This window comes from Weizmannia sp. FSL W8-0676, from assembly GCF_038593015.1.
GTDB lineage: Bacteria > Bacillota > Bacilli > Bacillales > Bacillaceae_C > Weizmannia > Weizmannia coagulans.
In genome coordinates this window covers 1,268,756-1,287,741 of record NZ_CP151954.1, presented here as the reverse complement: position 1 = coordinate 1,287,741, position 18,986 = coordinate 1,268,756, and the positions used below count along the sequence as shown (strand labels likewise).

The 18,986-nt window shown below is 49.7% G+C and carries 16 protein-coding genes; all 16 read right to left on the bottom strand.

What is annotated here, in order from left to right; genetic code table 11:
• Positions 1-221 precede the first annotated feature (221 nt).
• The 16 genes from rpsO to NST20_RS06155 all read right to left on the bottom strand — a co-directional run bounded on the left by rpsO (position 222) and on the right by NST20_RS06155 (position 18,904).
• Positions 222-491, bottom strand: coding sequence for a 30S ribosomal protein S15 (gene rpsO, locus NST20_RS06230; RefSeq protein WP_013859138.1), 270 nt, complete (start codon positions 489-491; stop codon positions 222-224).
• A 112-nt stretch (positions 492-603) separates the two neighbouring features.
• Positions 604-1,566 carry a bifunctional riboflavin kinase/FAD synthetase gene (ribF, locus tag NST20_RS06225; protein ID WP_342400269.1) on the bottom strand — a complete coding sequence of 321 codons (963 nt, stop codon included), beginning with the start codon at positions 1,564-1,566 and terminating at the stop codon, positions 604-606.
• 67 nt (positions 1,567-1,633) lie between these two features.
• Positions 1,634-2,536: a tRNA pseudouridine(55) synthase TruB gene (gene truB / locus NST20_RS06220; protein ID WP_013859136.1), complete on the bottom strand. Its 903-nt coding sequence runs from the start codon at positions 2,534-2,536 to the stop codon at positions 1,634-1,636.
• A 92-nt stretch (positions 2,537-2,628) separates the two neighbouring features.
• On the bottom strand, positions 2,629-2,976 hold the full coding sequence (rbfA, locus tag NST20_RS06215; RefSeq protein WP_013859135.1) for a 30S ribosome-binding factor RbfA: 348 nt from the start codon (positions 2,974-2,976) through the stop codon (positions 2,629-2,631).
• Positions 2,977-2,990: 14 nt separating this feature from the next.
• Positions 2,991-3,269 carry a DUF503 family protein gene (locus NST20_RS06210; RefSeq protein WP_013859134.1) on the bottom strand — a complete coding sequence of 93 codons (279 nt, stop codon included), beginning with the start codon at positions 3,267-3,269 and terminating at the stop codon, positions 2,991-2,993.
• Positions 3,266-5,764 (bottom strand): translation initiation factor IF-2, encoded by a 2,499-nt coding sequence (infB, locus tag NST20_RS06205; protein WP_342400268.1) that lies wholly within the window; start codon positions 5,762-5,764, stop codon positions 3,266-3,268. Before infB ends, NST20_RS06210 begins: the two co-directional genes overlap by 4 nt.
• A gap of 14 nt (positions 5,765-5,778) precedes the next feature.
• Complete coding sequence (locus tag NST20_RS06200; protein WP_342400267.1) at positions 5,779-6,087, bottom strand: YlxQ family RNA-binding protein; 309 nt, start codon at positions 6,085-6,087, stop codon at positions 5,779-5,781.
• Complete coding sequence (locus tag NST20_RS06195) at positions 6,084-6,377, bottom strand: YlxR family protein (RefSeq protein WP_019721108.1); 294 nt, start codon at positions 6,375-6,377, stop codon at positions 6,084-6,086. Before NST20_RS06195 ends, NST20_RS06200 begins: the two co-directional genes overlap by 4 nt.
• Before the next feature lie 12 nt (positions 6,378-6,389).
• Entirely contained in the window at positions 6,390-7,589 is a 1,200-nt protein-coding gene (gene nusA / locus NST20_RS06190; protein WP_013859129.1) for a transcription termination factor NusA, read from the bottom strand.
• Positions 7,590-7,631: 42 nt separating this feature from the next.
• Entirely contained in the window at positions 7,632-8,099 is a 468-nt protein-coding gene (rimP, locus tag NST20_RS06185) for a ribosome maturation factor RimP (protein WP_013859128.1), read from the bottom strand.
• Between the two features lie 146 nt (positions 8,100-8,245).
• On the bottom strand, positions 8,246-12,574 hold the full coding sequence (locus NST20_RS06180; RefSeq protein WP_342400266.1) for a PolC-type DNA polymerase III: 4,329 nt from the start codon (positions 12,572-12,574) through the stop codon (positions 8,246-8,248).
• Between the two features lie 192 nt (positions 12,575-12,766).
• A complete protein-coding gene (locus tag NST20_RS06175) occupies positions 12,767-14,476 on the bottom strand; it encodes a proline--tRNA ligase (protein ID WP_019721105.1) in 1,710 nt (569 codons plus the stop codon).
• A 345-nt stretch (positions 14,477-14,821) separates the two neighbouring features.
• Positions 14,822-16,081 carry an RIP metalloprotease RseP gene (gene rseP / locus NST20_RS06170; protein WP_019721104.1) on the bottom strand — a complete coding sequence of 420 codons (1,260 nt, stop codon included), beginning with the start codon at positions 16,079-16,081 and terminating at the stop codon, positions 14,822-14,824.
• 64 nt (positions 16,082-16,145) lie between these two features.
• On the bottom strand, positions 16,146-17,291 hold the full coding sequence (locus NST20_RS06165) for a 1-deoxy-D-xylulose-5-phosphate reductoisomerase (RefSeq protein WP_041818971.1): 1,146 nt from the start codon (positions 17,289-17,291) through the stop codon (positions 16,146-16,148).
• Between the two features lie 18 nt (positions 17,292-17,309).
• A complete protein-coding gene (locus tag NST20_RS06160; RefSeq protein ID WP_013859123.1) occupies positions 17,310-18,113 on the bottom strand; it encodes a phosphatidate cytidylyltransferase in 804 nt (267 codons plus the stop codon).
• Positions 18,110-18,904: an isoprenyl transferase gene (locus tag NST20_RS06155; protein WP_017554493.1), complete on the bottom strand. Its 795-nt coding sequence runs from the start codon at positions 18,902-18,904 to the stop codon at positions 18,110-18,112. The genes NST20_RS06160 and NST20_RS06155 overlap by 4 nt, the downstream gene beginning before the upstream one ends.
• Between the last annotated feature and the right edge of the window lie 82 nt (positions 18,905-18,986).

Genomic DNA, 18,986 nt, shown 5'->3' with positions numbered 1-18,986 from the left:
ATCTCCTTTCTTTTTGCATATATTGTTTCACATTCATGAAAAGATAAGCGCGGGTAATGATTCAAAAACGAACCAACCGTTTGCTATGTATGTACAAGCCGCGCCGGGGCAGTACGGGAAACCCGGCGGCAATTTGAAATACATCTGTCCCAAAATTTGAGGGAGGAAAAACACATTGCAAAAAAGCGGGAATACTCCCGCTTTTTGCATTCTGCATTTTTTTATCGGCGCAAGCCCAGCCGGTTAATCAATTCACGGTAACGATGCACATCTTTATTGCGCAGATAGGTCAACAAATTACGCCGTCTCCCTACCATTTTCATCAAGCCGCGGCGTGAATGGTGGTCTTTTTTATGGACACGCAAATGATCGTTCAATTTGTTGATTTCTTCTGTCAATACAGCAATTTGCACTTCCGGAGAACCGGTATCGTTCTCGTGGATTTTAAATTGGTTGATGATTTCATTTTTACGTTCTTTTGAAATCGCCATCCTGTTCACCTCCTCTGTTTCCTATCCCCTGTTGCCGAGCAGGCGTCGGTGAGTCGCGCTGCCAAGCACAGGTTCCGGTACTGTAATAGAATACTACTTTTTCGCATAAAACTCAAGTGGCAGTTCCCTGTTTTTCAAAGTAACGCCTTGCCGCCGTTTCATCCCGTTTCATTTCTTCAATCAAGTCCTCAACGCGGGCGAACTTTTTCTCTTCGCGGATGCGCGCAAGCCATTTGACAACTGCTTCTTCCCCGTAAATGGTGTCGGAAAAATCAAGCAGATATACTTCTGTCGTTTTTTCATATTCTTCCGGATTTTTAAACGTAGGATTGTAGCCGACGCTGCATAAGCCGTTATGCCATGTATCTGCGACTTTCATTTGCACAATGTATACCCCGTTCGGCGGCAGCATATACGGCGCGGTGAGCTGTAGATTTGCCGTCGGGAATCCGAGCTGCCGGCCCCGTTTTTCGCCATGGACGACGATGCCTTTGATCTCGTAATCGCGCCCGAGCAGCGGCTTCACTTCCCCGACTTTTCCTTCCCTGATTTTTGACCGGATCAGGGTGGAGCTGACTTTTTCCCCGGTATTTTCAAGGGTCAGTTTTTCGATCACCGTAATCCCGAACCTGCCGTTTGCATATTCAGGGAGATTCTCCATATTGCCTTTCCCAAATTTGCCGTATGTATAATCGAAACCGGCAACAACATGTTTCACGCCGAGTGCGGCCAGATACTGGTCGACAAATTGCTGCGGCAAAAGAGATGCAAAACGGGAGGTAAAACGGACGACAAACAGGTAATCGACGCCCAGTTTTTCGATTAGCTTGATCTTGTCTTCAAGCGGTGTAATCAGTTCAATGCCATCCTTTTTCTTTCCCAGTACAACGGAAGGATGGGGTTCAAATGTCATGACGGCACTCTTCCATCCGTTTTTTTCAGCGATCCCGCGGGCTGTTTTGATCACTTTCTGATGCCCGAGATGGATGCCGTCAAAATAACCCAATGCGATGGCAAGCGGCGGAAAATCGCCGGGCTTAAAGGAATGGGGATGATGGACCGTTATAGTTTTCAAAATTTCTCACCTTTTCCCTTTTACAAATTGAAGCAGCCGCCTTCCCGTTTTATACCCGGAAGGCTTTTTACAACACTTTCGCCGGTTTGATAAAGCCGGGCCGGCCGGGATACGCCACGTATACCGCGAGCATTTTTCCGCGGAAAAAGACAGCAAGCCTGTCTCCCGTTTCCGGCCAAGTCTCCGGTTTTTTCAACACGGCACCGTTCTTTACTTTCTCTGCTAATGTATCACTAATTTCCCATTTCGGCAAATGGCGGATCCCGGCCTCCAGCGGGAAGAGCAGGCTTTCCTTGATGCCTGTTTCCACGGCTTTTTCGATCTCCTGAAATGTGGCGCATTGTTCCTTTGAAAAACCGCCGGCTTCCGTTCTTGTAAGATTGGACATATGTGCGGGATAGCCGAGCTTTTCCCCGATCATAACAGCAAGCGTGCGGATATACGTCCCTTTGCTGCATGAAGCGCGGAAACGGAACGATACAACCGGCCCTTCAAAACATTCCCGCCCGTCCAATAGTTCAAGGCTGTAGATTTCCACATCCCTTTTAGGGCGTTCCACTTCGATGCCCGCCCGCGCATATTCATACAGCCTTCTCCCGTTCACTTTGACGGCGGAAAACATCGGCGGGATTTGGGTAATATGCCCGGTAAGCGAAGCGAGTGCGGCTAAAATTTCTTCCCGGCTGATCGGCCGGCCAATTTCTTTTTTTTCAATGATGTCGCCGGAAGCATCCTCTGTCGTCGTTGAAACCCCGATCGTTGCTTCGCCTTCGTAAGTTTTGCCGGCATCCTGAAGATATTCGGCAATCTTTGTCGCACGCCCGATGCAAACCGGGAGCACCCCTTCCACATCTGGATCAAGCGTGCCGGTATGGCCTGCTTTTTTTGTGCCGAAAAGCTTCCGGATTTTAAAAACACAGTCATGGGAGGTCATCCCCGCCGGTTTCCAGAGCGGTAAAATACCATCCATGGCGCCACTTCCTTTCGCAAATCCAATAAAATCACCCTAAAAAAGGAAACTGACCGGACCGTGTCCCGGCCCCGATCAGTTTCCTGAAACATTCATTCATCCGTGTCATGGATTTTTTTTATCAGCGTCTCAATGCGGTTGCCGTATTCGATGGATTCATCGATTTCAAAAATCAGTTCAGGTGTTTTGCGGAGCCGGATTCTTTTGCCAACTTCCGAGCGGATAAAGCCTTTCGCTTTTTCCAGGCCGTCAAGAGTGTCTTTCTTTTGTTCCTCATCGCCAAGGACGGTCAGATACACTTTTGCCTGCTGAAGATCGCCTGTTACTTCCACATCGGTTACAGTGACAAAGCCGACACGCGGATCTTTCAGTTTTCGTCCGATAATGTCGCTCAGCTCTTTTTTCATTTGCTCGCCAACCCTGTTTGCACGAAGATTCATCACTCACACCTCATTTATAGCCATTCAATATTTGTTTCAAGCCGTTCCCATTCAGGAAAGGAATCCAGAAACTGAATTGCCCGCTGCAATTCTCTTTCAGCCGCCGCCCGGCTCGAAGCAACGGTCACGACTTCAACGAGGGTCCGCTGCCAGATATCCTGGAAATCCATTTCACCGGCTGCAACATTATATTTTTGCTTCAGCCGCGTCAATATTCTTTGCAGCACTGCCCTTTTTTCTTTCAATGAACGGGCATCGTAAATGCGGAATTCGCAACGGGCGCTCCCAATCATGCTCTTTCAATTTCCTCCATGATAAAGGACTCAATGACATCTCCTTCTTTGATGTCATTAAAGTTTTTAATCGTAATCCCGCATTCATATCCCTGGTTGACTTCTTTCACGTCATCTTTATAGCGTTTCAGCGTATCAATTACACCTTCATAAATGACCACGCCGTCACGGATGACGCGCACACCGCTGTCACGGGTGATTTTTCCGTCTGTGACATAGCCGCCCGCAATCGTGCCGATCCGTGATACTTTAAATGTCTGCCGCACTTCAACCTGGCCGATGATTTTTTCTTTGTATTCCGGATCAAGCATGCCTTTCATCGCAGATTCAATTTCTTCGATCGCTTTATAGATGATGCGGTGCAGGCGGATATCCACTTTTTCCGTTTCGGCTGCGCGTTTGGCGTTGTTATCCGGGCGGACGTTAAAGCCGATAATAATCGCATTGGAAGCGGAAGCAAGCGTCACATCGGATTCATTAATGGCGCCGACGCCTGTATGGATGACGTTAATGTTGACGCCCTCCACATCAATCTTTTGCAAAGCGTCGGTCAATGCTTCCACGGAACCTTGCACATCCGCTTTGACAATCACATTTAATTCTTTCATTTCCCCGTGCTTCATTTGCTCAAACAGCGTGTCGAGGCTGACACGCGCGGTTTCGTTGCGGTGCGCCTGGACAGCCTGTTGTTTCCGTGCTTCCCCGACCTGGCGGGCTGTTTTCTCATCTTCAAAGACAACAAAACGGTCGCCGGCTTCCGGCACATCATTTAAACCGGTAATTTCAACAGGCGTGGACGGCCCTGCTTCTTTTACGCGGCGGCCAAGATCATTGACCATCGCACGGACGCGCCCGTAAGTGTGGCCGACGACAATCGGGTCGCCGATGCGCAAGGTGCCGTTTTGCACGAGCAAAGTGGCAACCGGGCCCCTGCCCTTATCGAGGCGCGCTTCAATGACCGAGCCGAGTGCGCGGCGGTTCGGGTTTGCTTTCAGTTCTTCCACTTCGCTGACAAGCAAAATCATTTCAAGCAGATTGTCAATCCCTTCGCCGGTTAGCGCGGAAATCGGGACAAAAATCGTATCCCCGCCCCAGTCTTCCGGAACCAGATTGTATTCCGTCAGTTCCTGCATGACCCGTTCGGGGTTCGCTGTCGGTTTATCAATTTTATTGACCGCAACAATGATCGGCACGCCGGCTGCTTTTGCGTGGTTAATGGCTTCCACTGTTTGCGGCTTCACGCCGTCATCCGCCGCGACAACAAGCACGGTAATGTCCGTCACCTGCGCCCCCCGCGCACGCATCGTTGTAAATGCTTCATGCCCCGGGGTGTCTAAAAATGTAATCTTTTTGCCGCCTACTTTCACCTGGTATGCACCGATATGCTGGGTAATCCCGCCTGCTTCTCCGGCGGTGACTTTTGTATGGCGGATGAAATCGAGCGTTGTCGTTTTCCCATGGTCAACATGGCCCATAATGGTGACAACCGGCGGGCGGACTTCGAGGTCTTCTTCACGGTCTTCCGTAAAATACGTTTCCAGATCCGTCTGGTCAACGATCACTTCTTCTTCCACTTCAACACCGTATTCCGAAGCAATCAGTTCAATGGCATCTTTGTCAAGCTGCTGGTTGATCGTTGCCACAACGCCGAGCAGGAACAGTTTTTTAATGATTTCGGAAGGTTCCCTGTAGAGCTTCTTCGCAAGTTCCGCAACGGTCAGCGATTCTGTGAACGTAATTTTTTCAGGCAGTTCTTTTACCTTTTGGACCGGTTGCGGCTGCGGTTTGAAGTTTTTATTTTTCCGGTTATTTTTCTTTTGTTTGTTGAACGGCCGTCCATTGTTGCCGCGGTTTCCGTTATTGCCGCGGTTTCCGTTGCCGCCGTTTCGGTTATTCCCGTTGCTCCGGCTGTTTCCGCTGTTCCCGCTATTCCGATTGTTGCCCGCGGCCTGGCTGTTTCCGTTATTCCGGTTATTACTTGCAACCTGGCCGTTCCCGTTACTCCGGTTGTTGCTTGCGGTTTGGCCGTTCCCGTTATTCCGGTTGTTGCCGCCCTTGCGGTTATTGCCGCCCGTTCCGCTCCTCCCATCGCTGCGGTTGCTGCCGCCAGCACGGTTATTGCTATTATTTCTGCTGTTTCCGCTGTTCCCTTGGTTTTTGCTGTTTTGGCCGTTTCTGTTTGCCCGGTTCTCGCCGGTTCCGCGATTTTGCTTCTGGTTTTCGTGCCGGGTGCGGTTTTCAGGTTTGTTTCCTTGCTGGTCCCCATTTTCGGTCCTGGTACTTCTTTCTTTTCCGGACGGACCGTTTTGCCCGTTTTTCTTGCCATCTTGCTGTTTGTTGCCGCTGTAAACCGAATCCAGCTTCCTTACTGTTTCCCCATCGATCATTGACATATGATTGGATACCTCTATATTCATTTGTTTTAGTTTCGTAATAATTTCCTTACTTGATGTATGATGAGCTTTCGCATATTCGTAAACACGTATTTTGCTCATGTCGTCACCCCCACCTATGATTCATCGAGCAGTTCAGCAAGTTTTTCCGCAAATCCGCGGTCACTTACTGCAACTACGACTCTCGCCTCTTTCCCAATGGCTTTTCCTAGCATTTCCCTCGTCTCTATCCACCGGACAGGCACATGATAGAAACGGCATTTGTCTAACATCTTTTTTGACGTATTGGATGAGGCATCTTTTGAAAGCAATACAAGTTTTGCCTGGCCTGCCCGGATTTCTTTCAGGACAGGCTCCTCTCCCGAAACAATCTTTCCTGCCTTGAACGCAAGGCCTAAAAGGGACATTGCCTGCTTCCCGTTCATGATTTTTGTTTATTCTCCTTTTTTTCCTTTTGAATAAACGCCATGATTTCATCGTAAAAAGCATCGTCTATAGCGGCACCAAGATGGGATGAGAGAATATCTTTTTTCTTTGCCAAAAGCACCGCTTCCTCGTCTTTTGAAAGATAGGCGCCTCTTCCTGACTTTTTCCCGGTCGGGTCAATCGAAACATCGCCTTCCTTGGAACGGACGATACGGACCATTTCTTTTTTTGGTTTCATTTCTCCCGTTGCCACGCATTTTCTCATTGGAATTTTCTTACGTGTCGCCATCAGCCCCACTCCTTATTCGATCTCTTCATCTTTCCCGCCGTTTTCAGGCAGATCCGCTTCTTTCGCATCCGGTACGGCCAGTGCTTCGGGAGTACGGCCTGGATCGCCATCTTCAAAAAGCTCCGGTCCTTCTCCGTCGATATCACCGGCAGTTTCAGAACGAGGATAAATGCCTAAACCCCTTGCATCCGTTTCGCTCTTAATATCAATTTTCCAGCCTGTGAGTTTCGCGGCAAGCCGGGCGTTTTGGCCGCGTTTCCCGATTGCAAGCGACAACTGGTAATCCGGAACGATGACCGTTGTAGCCTTATTATTTTCATCAACAAGCACATCAAGCACTTTTGCAGGGCTTAACGCGTTTGCTACAAATTTAGACGGATCATCCGACCATTTTACAATATCAATCTTTTCCCCGTGTAGTTCATTTACAATCGCCTGGACGCGTTGCCCTTTAGGCCCGACGCATGCGCCGACAGGATCAACTTCCGGGCGGTCAGTGTAAACCGAAATTTTCGAACGGTCCCCTGCTTCGCGGGCGATCGAACGGATTTCCACGATGCCATCGTATATTTCCGGCACTTCAAGTTCAAACAGCCGTTTTAAAAGGCCGGGATGGGTGCGCGAGACAAAAATTTGCGGCCCCTTTGTTGTCCGTTCCACTTTTGTAATGTAGACCTTAATCCGGTCATGCGGGTTATACGTTTCATTCGGGGATTGTTCCCCCGGCGGTAGCAGCGCTTCTGTTTTTCCGAGGCTGACATACGTAAAACGCGGATCTTTCCGCTGCACAATCCCGGTCATGACCTCGTCTTCACGGTCGATGAATTCATTGTAAATGATTCCCCGTTCCGCTTCCCGGACGCGCTGCGTGACAACCTGTTTCGCTGTCTGTGCGGCGATCCGGCCAAAATCTTTCGGCGTGACTTCCAATTCGACAACATCGCCGATTTCATAAGACGGATTGATTTTCTGGGCATCTTCAAGCGAGATTTCAAGGCGCGGGTCAAATACTTCCTCAACCACGTCTTTGCGTGCGAATACACGGATCGTCCCGTTCGCCAGATTTAAATCCGTCCTTACATTCTGTGCCTGGTTAAAATTGCGGCGGTATGCCGATACAAGCGCGGCTTCGATGGCTTCAACGAGCACATCCCGCGAAATTCCTTTTTCTTTTTCGAGTATCGTAAGCGCATCTACCAGTTCTGAGCTCATGGAAATTGGATCCCCCTTCATTTTTTGAAAAATGATGCATTTTTAAAATTCAACGGCAAGCCGTGCGTTGGCAACTTTGTCATACGGAATTTCCTTCTCGATTTTCTTCGTTTTCACTTTACATTCTAATGTTAAGTACCCGTTGTGAAAAGCAATCAATTTTCCCTGGAACGTTTTCTCCCCGTCAAGCGGTTCATACGTTTTCACGAGGACGGTCCGGCCGACAGCACGTTCAAAATCACGCGCTTTTTTTAACGGGCGTTCCGCACCCGGAGAGGAAACCTCAAGGAAATAATTATGGGGAATCGGGTCCGCTTCATCGAGCTTTTCCCCGAGCCGTTCGCTGACGAGCCCGCATTCTTCGATATCGACCCCGTTTTCCTTGTCAATATACACGCGAAGAAACCAGTTTTTTCCTTCTTTGACGTATTCGATATCAACAAGTTCAAGGCCGAGCCCTTCCACAACCGGGGATGCCAGTTGTTCCACCACTTCAACGACTTTACTCATGCTGACCTCCTCAAAAATCCGATTTAAAACACGAAAGAGCGGGGTGATGGCCCCACTCTTTCGCACGAGCGTTTATCCGTAGTATTTCCATAAAAAACTATACCATAACAGGCAAAAAAAAGCAAACAGCGGGCTTTAACCCGTATTTAGAAAAGCGACAGCTGGTTCTGCTCCGGCAGCGACTCGAGGCAGCCGTGCCCGTCAAGGTATTCCATAATCGTTTTGGAGACTTTTCCGCGGCGCTGCAAGTCTTCTTTTGAAAGGAATTCGCCTTCTTCGCGCGCTTTGACGATATTGACCGCAGCGTTTGTGCCAAGCCCCGGAATCGCATTAAACGGCGGGATGAGCGAATCGCCGTCAATGACAAACTTGTCTGCTTCCGACCGGTACAAATCAATCGGCTGGAAGCGGAAACCGCGCGCCGTCATTTCAAGCGCCAGTTCCAGCACGGTCAGCAAACTTTTCTCTTTCGCCGATGCGTCCATCCCTTTTGCATTAATTTCACTGATTTTTGCCTTGATGGAATTCGAGCCGTGGATCATTACATCCAGATCGAAATCCTCCGCGCGCACCGTAAAATACGTCGCATAGTAGATCAGCGGATGGTACACCTTGAAGTAAGCGATCCTTACCGCCATCAGCACATAGGCGGTGGCGTGGGCTTTCGGGAACATGTATTTAATCTTTTTGCACGATTCAATATACCATTTCGGCACGTTTTGCTTGATCATTTCCTCTTCCATTTCAGGCGTGAGCCCTTTCCCCTTCCGTACCGATTCCATAATTTTAAAAGCAAGGGACGGCTCTAAGCCCTGATAGATTAAATAAACCATAATATCGTCGCGGCAGCCGATCACTTCAGGCAGGGTGCAGGTGCCGTTTTGGATCAGTTCCTGGGCGTTGCCGAGCCATACGTCCGTCCCGTGCGAAAGCCCTGAAATCTGAACCAGTTCCGCAAAAGTCGTCGGTTTTGTATCTTCCAGCATCTGGCGCACAAACTTTGTGCCAAATTCCGGGATGCCAAGCGTACCGGTTTTGCACATAATTTGCTCTTCCGTAACCCCGAGCGGTTCCGGCCCGCTGAAAATTTTCATCACTTCCGGGTCATCGGTCGGGATCGTTTTCGGGTCAATCCCGCTTAAGTCCTGGAGCATGCGGATGACGGTCGGATCATCGTGCCCGAGTATATCAAGCTTCAAAATATTATCGTGGATCGAGTGGAAATCAAAATGCGTTGTCCGCCATTCCGAATTGTGATCGTCCGCCGGATACTGGATCGGCGTAAAATCGTATATATCCATATAATCCGGCACGACAATAATGCCGCCTGGATGCTGGCCGGTCGTCCGTTTTACCCCGGTGCAGCCCTGGACAAGCCGGTCAATTTCCGCGCTCCGGAATGTCAAATTGTGGTCCTGGGCATACCCTTTTACATAGCCGTAAGCCGTTTTTTCCGCAACTGTGCCAATCGTGCCGGCGCGGTATACATACTCTTCGCCGAACAGCACTTTTGTATAGGCGTGGGCGCGCGGCTGGTAATCGCCGGAGAAGTTCAGGTCAATATCCGGCACCTTGTCCCCTTTAAATCCAAGGAACGTTTCAAACGGAATATCATGGCCGTCCTTTTTGTATTTTGCCCCGCATTCCGGGCAGTTTTTATCCGGCAGGTCAAAACCGGAACCGACCGAACCGTCATTGAAAAACTCGGAATGCTTGCAGTTCGGGCACACATAATGCGGCGGGAGCGGGTTGACTTCGGTGATTTCCGTCATCGTTGCGACAAGCGAAGAACCGACAGACCCCCGCGAACCGACAAGGTAACCGTCATTCAATGATTTCTTGACAAGTTTATGGGCAATCAGATAAATGACCGCAAATCCGTGGCCGATAATGCTTTTCAGCTCTTTTTCAAGCCGTGCTTCGACAATTTCGGGAAGCGGGTCCCCGTAAATCATCTTCGCGCGCTTATAGCTTTGCTCGCGGATTTCTTCTTCCGCCCCTTCAATTTTCGGCGTGTACAGCTCGTCTTTTACCGGCTTGACGTCCTCGATTAAGCCGGCAATTTTATTTGTGTTTTCAACCACAATTTCTTTTGCCTTTTCGTCGCCTAAAAACGAGAAGCATGCAAGCATTTCATCCGTTGTGCGGAAATGCACGTCAGGCAGCCGGTGCCGATTCAGCGGATTGGCGCCGCCCTGGGAGCTGATCAGGATTTTCCGGTAAATTTTGTCTTCGGGGTTTAAATAATGGACATTGCCTGTTGCGACAACCGGCAGATTCAATTTTTCCCCGAGCCGGACGATTTTCGTAATGATTTCTTCAAGCGCCTTTTCGTCCCTTATCAGTTCCTGGTCGATCAGCGGGGCGTACACTTCTTTCGGATGAACTTCAAGGTAATCATAAAAGCGGGCCATCTCCTCTACTTCCGCCGGATCTTTCTGCATCATGCCTTCAAATACTTCGCCTTTGTCACAGCCGGACCCGACGAGAATGCCTTCCCGGTACTTTTGCAGCTGCGAACGCGGAATGCGCGGCACACGGTAAAAGTAATCGATATGGGACAGGGAAATCAGTTTAAATAAATTTTTCAGGCCTTCCTGCGTCCGGACAAGCAACGTACAGTGCGACGGGCGTGCCCGCTTGTACGCGCCGCCTTCGCCCATATACTGGTTCAGTTCGTCATGGTATGTGATCCCCCGGTTGCGGGCGTCATTCAGCATTTTTAAAAAGATATGTCCTGTTGCTTCCGTGTCATAGATCGCGCGGTGGTGCTGGGTCAGTTCCACATTGAACTTTTTCGCGAGCGTGTTCAGCCGGTAGTTTTTGAAATCCGGATATAAAAACCGCCCGAGTTCAAGCGTATCAATGACGGGATTATTGGATTTCGGCAGCCCGGCTTTTTTCAGGCCGACATTTAAAAACCCGGTGTCGAACGAAGCATTGTGGGCAACAAGCACCGCGTCGCCAATCCATTCATTGTATTCTTTCAACACTTCGGAAATGTCCGGCGCATCTTTCAACATATCGTCGGTAATATGGGTCAGCTCAATAATCGTATTGGACAGCGGGCGCCCGGGATTGGCAAACCGTTCAAACGTATCGACCACTTCGCCGTCCCGGATTTTAACCGCGGCGATTTCGATGATCGTATCATAAACAGCAGATAATCCCGTTGTTTCGACGTCAAAGACGACATAAGTCGCTTCATCAAGATGGACGTGCGCATCATTATAGGCAATCGGCACCCCGTCGTCGACAAGATTGGCTTCAACACCGAAGATAACTTTTATGCCATTCTTTTTGCCGGCGCTGTATGCTTCCGGAAAACTTTGCGCAACGGAGTGGTCTGTAATCGCAATCGCCGGATGGCCCCATTTTTTCGCCTGGGCGACAAGGGCAGACGCAGAAGTGACCGCATCCATCTGGCTCATCGGCGTATGGAGATGGAGTTCGACCCGCTTCTCATTTTCCGGCGCATGGTCTTTCCGGACGCGCGGGGCCACTTCAGAAAGATCGTTAGCGATCATGACCAGATCACGGACAAACGTATCATTCTGGATGCTGCCGCGCGCACGGAGCCACATCCCTTTTTTCACGCGGGCAAATTGTGCGGCATCTTCCTTATCCCGCGAAAACATCTTCACGAGAATGGAGCTTGTATAATCGGTGATTTTTAACGTCAAAAGCGTCCGCCCGCTGCGCAGTTCTTTCGTTTCGACATCAAACACATAGCCTTCCACCGTAATCCGCCGTTCTTCATCGACAATCTCGGAAAGGCGGCGGATATCATCATCGGGCGGAATTCTCAGCCCGATCATAAGCGGTCCTGCATCGTGCGTTTCTTCCCCGCCCTGTTGCTCATTCACGTGCTTCTGCATTTCGAGAACGGCCTGTTTTGCCCGTTCTTCATCTTCTTTTTTCTTTTCTTCCATAAATTTGGCGTATGCTTCGCTTGCTTCAGGCGCCGTCGAAATTTCCGTGTCAAACATCAATTTCGGAAAACCGGCCCGTTCGTAAAAACGGATAATCCATTCCCCGTATTTTTGTTTTAATGCTGCTGCTTCCGGTTCATTGCGGCCGGTTACCACCAGCTTATTGCCGGAAAGTGACGGAACCTGATCCGCAAGCAGGGACAAAAGCATCGGCGACATGCCTTCCAGTTCTCCAAGGCAAGTTTTCCAGTAATCGGCAATCAGTGCCGGCCCAAAAGAAGGGTCTTTCGCCCGGATTGAAAAACGGACGTCGGCAATATGCTGAAAAGCCTGGCGCAAACGGGTTGTAAATGTCAGATATACCTCAAAAGGAAGAATTTTTTCGAGCAAAAAATAAAAATGCCATCGCCTTGACTGGCGTTCCACAACAAGTTTTTCAATTTCCCCATATTTAAAATGCTCGTAAAACCTGTCATCCAGCAGTTCCAGCTGCCGGAGCAAAATCTGGAACCTTTCTTTCTTTCCGGCGGGATTTTCAATCATCTTGTCCTCTCCCATCCTTTTTCATTCAATCTATCTTTATCTTAAAAAACAAGCGTCCTGAATGCAATCTTTCCGGGATTTTTCCCGGTAGTGTTGAAAGGTTCGAGTGCCGGGATTTTCCAAATAAAACATTTTCTGCCTCTTTTTTGCAGGAAAAGAAGAGAAGCACCGGCCGGTCAGCCGATGCCCCTGTCATGAAGCAAGTTCTGCTAAAATATTGGAAAGTGTTTCAGCCAAATCCTCTTTTTTCACTTCGAGCACTTCCCCGGTTTTTCTGATTTTCACTTCGACGATTGCCTCAGCCGCTTTTTTCCCGACGGTTACCCGGACAGGCAGGCCAATCAGGTCGGAATCTGCAAATTTCACACCCGGGCGCTCGTTTCTGTCATCCATCAAGACGGTAAACCGTTTTTCAAGTTCCGCATGGAGCGTTTCTGCAAGGGCGGCTTGTTGGGCATCCTTCATATTTACCGGCACGAGATGCACGTCAAACGGCGCCAGATTGACAGGCCAAACGAGCCCTTTATCATCGTTATGCTGTTCGCACACTGCCGTTAAAGTGCGGGAGACGCCGATCCCGTAACAGCCCATCAGCATGACCTGTTCCCTGCCGTTTTCGTCTAAAAAGGCGGCGTGCATTGCCTCGCTGTATTTTGTGCCGAGTTTGAAAATATGCCCGACTTCTATGCCGCGCGCAAACCGGATCGTTCCCTTTCCGTCCGGGGACGGGTCGCCTTCCTGAATATTGCGGAGATCCCCGTATAAATCGACGCGGTAATCCCTCCCCGGATTCGCATTCACATAGTGGAAGTCATTCTCATTGGCGCCGCAAATGCCGTTTACCACATAACGGACGGCGTTATCGGCCAAAATCCGGATCTTCTCCGGCGCGCCGACAGGGCCGAGCGAACCGGGATCCGCCCCCATGATCGACTTGATGGCTTCCGGATCTGCCATTTCAATCGTTTCAGAACCGAGAAGGTGTTTGACCTTGACTTCATTTACGTCATGATCGCCCCTGACCAGCACGATTACATATTCGTCGTCCGCTTTCAGCACGAGGGTTTTCAGGCATTTTTCAGGATCTGCCTGCAGGAAGTCCGCAATTTGCGCGATCGTTCTTTGCCCAGGGGTCGGAATTTTTTCGAGCGGTTTTTCCGCTTCATCCGGCTTTGTGTAAACGGTCTTCACTTCCGCCATTTCAATATTCGCCGCATAATCGGATGAATCGGAATACGCAATGGTGTCTTCCCCGATTTCAGACAGCACCATGAACTCCTGCGTATCTTTCCCGCCGATCGCGCCCGAGTCCGCCAATACGGCACGGAAATCCAGTTTGCACCGCGAGAAAATATTGGTATAGGCCCGGTACATATCCTTATACGTCTCATCGAGGCTCTCTTGATTGGCGTGGAAAGAATACGCGTCTTTCATGATGAATTCCCGCCCGCGCAGCAAGCCGAAACGCGGGCGCTTTTCATCCCGGAATTTCGTTTGGATTTGGTATAAAGAAAGCGGCAGGCGTTTATACGATTTTACTTCGTTCCGGATTAAACTTGTGATCACTTCTTCATGCGTCGGCCCGAGCGCAAAGTCTCGTTCATGCCGGTCCCTAAGGCGCATCAGATCCGGGCCGTAAGAATACCAGCGCCCCGATTCTTGCCACAATTCCGCCGGCTGGAGGGACGGCATCAGCAATTCCATGGAACCGATGGCTTCCAATTCTTCACGGATAATCGCTTCAATTTTATGTAAGACTTTTTTCGCGAGCGGCAAATACGTATAAACGCCGCTTGCAATTTGCCGTATGTACCCGGCACGGAGCAGCAGCTGATGGCTTTTCACCTCGGCTTCGGCCGGTACGTCCCGCAATGTCGGAATAAACAATTTGCTCTGTTTCATACATCGCACTCCCGTATTCTTTTATTATAGATCAGTTGAGTTTGTAACGTTTATTTGTTTCTATTCCCCGATTCAGCAAACCAGGCCCGGGGTTGGATGATGAGAGATTGTAAATGAAAAGCCAGGCCAGGGTGCGTAAAAATGCAGATTTTAAAAGTAATCCAGCCGCTACAAATTGAACGAAGATTTGGCGCTGCTTGTGAAAACGGGCGGGCCAAACCGGGCTGATGGTGGACCAGCAATTCAAGTCCATTTTATAACCACATCCGTAAAGCAAACAAATTTACGGAGGAAGCAGGCCCTTTTGCAACAGGGCCCGCCGGAACCCCCTGCAAACCGGAAGCTTTACAAGAAAAATCTTTGGATATCATTCCAGGTGACAATGATCATCAACAGCATCAGGAGCGCAAAACCGATAAAATGGACGATGCCTTCTTTTTGCCGGTCAATCGGTTTGCCCCGCAATGCTTCGATTCCGAAAAACAGCAGCCTGCCTCCATCCAAAGCCGGCAGCGGGAGCAGGTTCATAATCCCGATGTTGATGCTCAACAATCCTGCCCATTTAAACAAATAGATGATGCCCGACTTGGCGACGGTCTCTGTTGATTTATAAATGCCGACAGGGCCTGACAGCATATCAATGGAAAAGCCGCCGCTGATCAGGTGGCCAAGCAGTTTAAAAATTTCCACCGTCCAGACGTATGTCTGTGTAATGCCGTACGTGGCAACTTTCAGCGGGGAATGGTCAACCGGGCTGTTCACGCCGATTCTCCCGAATGTTTTCCCGTCCTCTGAAATGCTTTTTGGCGTCACCGGAATGTCCATTGTTTTGCCGTTCCGTTCCACTGTAAACGTGATTTTTTCATCAGGGTGTTTTTGGATGACGTCGACAATGTCATTCCACGTCGAGATTTCCGCACCGTCAATGCTGATCACCGTATCCCCTTTATGGAGCCCGGCCTTTGCCGCAGCACTGTCCTTTACAACGGTTCCGAGCACTGGATCGGTCATCGGCACCCCCTGCACCACCGCCATAAGGGTAAAGACAAGGGCTGCCAGGACGAAATTCATGAGTGGCCCGGCAAAAATCGTGAGCGCCCGCTTCCCGAGCGATTTGGAGGCAAACTGGCGGTCCCATGGCGCGATTTGCATTTCCATCCGGTCTTCGACAAGCACGGCATCCCTTTTCACTTTAAACGTCCGGAGGTGTTCATCATCGCCTTCTTCATAGCCTTTGATTACAAGCGCACGTTCCAGATCTGCAGATTCCGTTTCAATCATGCGCAATCCAGTATACCGGTCTTTTCCGTTCACCACGATTTTTTCAACGGCTTCGTTTTCATCGAAAAGCAGCCCAACCCGCTGGCCTGGCTTCAACTCCGGCATATCCGGGTCTTCCCCCGCCATCCGCACGTATCCGCCGATCGGAAGCAGGCGGATGGTATACTGCGTTTCGTTTTTCTTAAACGAAAGAATCTTCGGGCCGAATCCGATCGCAAATTCGCGGCATAAAATCCCGGCTTTTTTTGCAACAAAGAAATGCCCGGCTTCATGGAAAATGACTAGCGAACCAAAAATCAAAATAAAGGCTATAACTGTCGTCAAATGAATACCACCTTACTTTAAAATAGTCTCCGCCTTTTTCAGGAACTCCGGGGAAGCCCCCCGCTTACATGAGCGAGGCCACATAGTCCCGCGTCTCACGGTCAACGGCCCGGATCGTTTCCAAATCAGGGTGTATAATTACATTATGCCTTGCAAGCGCCTTTTCAATCAACTGATCAATTTGCAAAAACGCGATTTTTTCCTGCAAAAAGGCATGGACCGCCGCTTCATTGGCCGCATTCAGCACGGCCGGCATCGATCCGCCGGCTTTTCCGGCTTCATAGGCAAGTTTCAGGCAGTAAAATCGTTCTTCATCCATTTTTTCAAAATGAAGCCGGCCGATTTCCGCCAAATGGAGCCGCTTTGCATCCGGAAGCGGCAGCCTTTTTGGAAACCCGAGCGCATATTGGATCGGGATGCGCATATCGGGCATTCCAAGCTGCGCCTTCACACTACCGTCACGGAATTCCACGAGAGAGTGGATGATGCTTTCGCGGTGCAGGATCGTATCAATTTTTTCAAAGGGAAGGCCGAACAGCCAATGTGCTTCAATGACCTCGAGCCCTTTATTCATCATCGTTGCCGAATCAACCGTGATCTTGGCACCCATCGACCAGTTCGGATGGTTCAGCGCATCTTTTACAGTGACAGTTTCAAGCTGCTCCCTTGTATAATCACGGAAGCTGCCGCCGGATGCGGTAATGATGAGCCGTTCGATTTCATTCCGGTTTTCCCCTTGCAAACATTGAAAAATGGCGGAATGTTCACTGTCAATTGGAAGAATGGCAGTGCCGGCGCGCTTTGCTGCATCCATAACGAGATGGCCGGCTGTGACGAGCGTTTCTTTATTGGCGATTGCCACGGTTTTCCCCGCCCGGATCGCCTCCAAAGTCGGCAACAGCCCGACACTGCCAAGCACCGCATTGACCAAAATATCCGATTCGGCATATACTGCCGTTTCGACCATCCCTTTTTCCCCGCAGAGTACAACCGGGCTGTCCCCGAATTCAGTTTTCAGCCGGGCACAGTCCTCTTTGTCAGCGACAGAGACAAGCGCCGGATGAAACTCCGAAATGATTTTCCTCGTTAAGTTAAGATTTCTCCCTGCTGAAAAAGCAGCGAGCCGGAATGCTTCCGGATGGTTCCGGATCACATCCAGCGTTTGCGTGCCGATGGAGCCCGTCGCCCCTAACAGGCTGATTCGCTTCAATGTTTTCCACCTCTTTTTCTATCCCGCCATCATTTTTAAAAAATGGATAAGCGGGAGGACAAACAATAAACTGTCGAAGCGGTCCAAGATGCCGCCGTGACCGGGCAGGATCTTTCCTGCATCTTTTACCCCGTAATGCCGTTTATAGGCGGATTCCACCAAATCCCCGATCTGGCCGAAAACGGAGAGGACGACCGTGGACATCATGAGCCGCCAGAGCCCGAGGCCGATATTGGAGAAGAAAAAAAACAGCACAGCAACAACGGCAGCACACAGCACGCCGCCAAGCGCGCCTTCAACCGTTTTATTCGGGCTGATCTCCGGCCACAGCTTATGCTTTCCAAAAGCCCGCCCGATGAAATAAGCGCCGGAATCCGTAGCCCAAATGAGAAACAGGGCGTAAAGAATATAGGTAATGCCCACATCCGGCGCATTTCTCGTTTCAATAAAATAATAAAAACCGATGCCAACATAGATGGCGGACAAAATGTGGAAACCCGCCTGTTCAAATGTAAACCGGTTTTTCGTCACCACCATATAGGCGAGAAAAAGCAGCACGATCATATACACCAATTCAAGCTTGGAAAAGCCTGTTTGTGCGATGACATGCATATACTTTGATGGAAATAAAATCAGCCAGAGCAGCAGGACGGAAAGGATGCCGTCAAAGGAAAACAATGGCTGTTTTCCCATCCGCAACAGCTCGTACAGCGCGACGGTCGCCATGGCATACACGAGCAGGACAAACGGCCATTTCCCGTATATCACAAAAGGAATAAAAAAAGCTGCTGCCACGATGGCTGTGATGATTCTTTGTTTCATTCAGACTGCTCCTCACTTTTTAAACCGCCGTATCTTCGGGAACGTTTTTGATACTCTTCAATTGCACTTAAAAAATGTTCCTCATCAAAATCCGGCCATAACACATCTGTAAATACAAACTCCGTATATGCCAGCTGCCATAACATAAAATTGCTGAGCCGGATTTCCCCGCTCGTCCGGATTAAAAGGTCGGGGTCCTGCAGGCCGTGCGTCATTAAGTACTGGTGGAACACTTCCTCTGTCAGCTCGTTTTCATTCATTATACCATTTTTTACATCCATTAAAATATTTTTCACGGCGCGCATAATTTCATCCCTGCTCCCGTAATTCAACGCAAAATTGAGAATCAGCCCGTCGTTTTGCGCCGTTTCACTGATCGCTTTATTGATGGCCCTTTGGGTATGGGGCGGAATTTTTTCTTTGCACCCCATCATCTGCACTTTCACATTTTCCGCTTTCAGCTCGGGAAGATAAGTGGATAAAAATTCTTCCGGCAGCTTCATTAAGTATTCCACTTCTAATTTTGGCCTTTTCCAGTTTTCTGTTGAAAAAGCATAAAGCGTCAATACTTTGATCCCGAGCCGGTTGGCGGTACGGGTAATTTTCCGGACGGTTTTCATGCCTTCGTGATGGCCGGCCACCCGCGGCAAATGGCGTTTTTTCGCCCATCTTCCGTTGCCGTCCATGATGATGGCGACGTGTTCCGGGATGGCGGCAGCTTTCACTTTTTCGCCGCGGGCGATCGTGCCGCGGCCTTCTTTATCGAAAGATTTCCATCTTTTTAAATTCATATGCACATTTGCCCTCCAAATGGTATCCGCCTGCATCTCCATGCACGGTACCGCGGCCATACGGTGTTCAGTCGTTTCCGGC

What these genes read in the sequence shown, in the direction of transcription:
- rpsO (WP_013859138.1), bottom strand. Translation starts at nt 491, where the DNA reads ATGGCGATTTCAAAAGAACGTAAAAATGAAATCATCAACCAATTTAAA.
- truB (WP_013859136.1), bottom strand. Translation starts at nt 2,536, where the DNA reads ATGGATGGTATTTTACCGCTCTGGAAACCGGCGGGGATGACCTCCCAT.
- rbfA (WP_013859135.1), bottom strand. Translation starts at nt 2,976, where the DNA reads ATGAATCTTCGTGCAAACAGGGTTGGCGAGCAAATGAAAAAAGAGCTG.
- NST20_RS06210 (WP_013859134.1), bottom strand. Translation starts at nt 3,269, where the DNA reads ATGATTGGGAGCGCCCGTTGCGAATTCCGCATTTACGATGCCCGTTCA.
- infB (WP_342400268.1), bottom strand. Translation starts at nt 5,764, where the DNA reads ATGAGCAAAATACGTGTTTACGAATATGCGAAAGCTCATCATACATCA.
- NST20_RS06200 (WP_342400267.1), bottom strand. Translation starts at nt 6,087, where the DNA reads ATGAACGGGAAGCAGGCAATGTCCCTTTTAGGCCTTGCGTTCAAGGCA.
- NST20_RS06195 (WP_019721108.1), bottom strand. Translation starts at nt 6,377, where the DNA reads ATGGCGACACGTAAGAAAATTCCAATGAGAAAATGCGTGGCAACGGGA.
- nusA (WP_013859129.1), bottom strand. Translation starts at nt 7,589, where the DNA reads ATGAGCTCAGAACTGGTAGATGCGCTTACGATACTCGAAAAAGAAAAA.
- rimP (WP_013859128.1), bottom strand. Translation starts at nt 8,099, where the DNA reads ATGAGTAAAGTCGTTGAAGTGGTGGAACAACTGGCATCCCCGGTTGTG.
- NST20_RS06180 (WP_342400266.1), bottom strand. Translation starts at nt 12,574, where the DNA reads ATGATTGAAAATCCCGCCGGAAAGAAAGAAAGGTTCCAGATTTTGCTC.
- NST20_RS06175 (WP_019721105.1), bottom strand. Translation starts at nt 14,476, where the DNA reads ATGAAACAGAGCAAATTGTTTATTCCGACATTGCGGGACGTACCGGCC.
- NST20_RS06160 (WP_013859123.1), bottom strand. Translation starts at nt 18,113, where the DNA reads ATGAAACAAAGAATCATCACAGCCATCGTGGCAGCAGCTTTTTTTATT.
- NST20_RS06155 (WP_017554493.1), bottom strand. Translation starts at nt 18,904, where the DNA reads ATGAATTTAAAAAGATGGAAATCTTTCGATAAAGAAGGCCGCGGCACG.